The following is a 355-nucleotide window of genomic DNA, read 5'->3' on the forward strand; positions in this document are numbered from 1 at the left end:
TTTGCCGGTACGGCTTTCTACATATTCAAACGTGATTTTGCCGTCTTGATTGGCGACGATACTGTTTTCACCGATGACGCCCCGATACAGGTAGCGCGACAGGTATTTCAAGGCGGACAGCCCTTTTCCGGCGCAGATGCAGTTGACGACCCATTTTCGAGGCACTGACTCAGGTACGCTGAGACCGGCCTTGGTCAATGCCTCCAGAAAGCGGGCACGAAACACCTTGGCCAGGGCAAATTCATTGAACAGGTACTTGCTTTTTTTCTTTTTCCATTGTTTTTTGGATTTATCGACGCCGCCGCCCGGCACCACGACATGAATGTGTGGATGATAATCCAGGCGTCGGCTATGC

General features: G+C 51.5%; 1 protein-coding gene. It reads right to left on the reverse strand.

Annotated elements, in window-relative coordinates; genetic code table 11:
• Positions 1-355: transposase (locus M0P74_07215; protein ID MCK9363371.1), on the reverse strand; the 355-nt coding region annotated here is incomplete at both ends.

The sequence above is a fragment of the Syntrophales bacterium genome (assembly GCA_023229765.1).
In the GTDB taxonomy this organism is placed as follows: Bacteria; Desulfobacterota; Syntrophia; order Syntrophales; family UBA5619; genus DYTH01.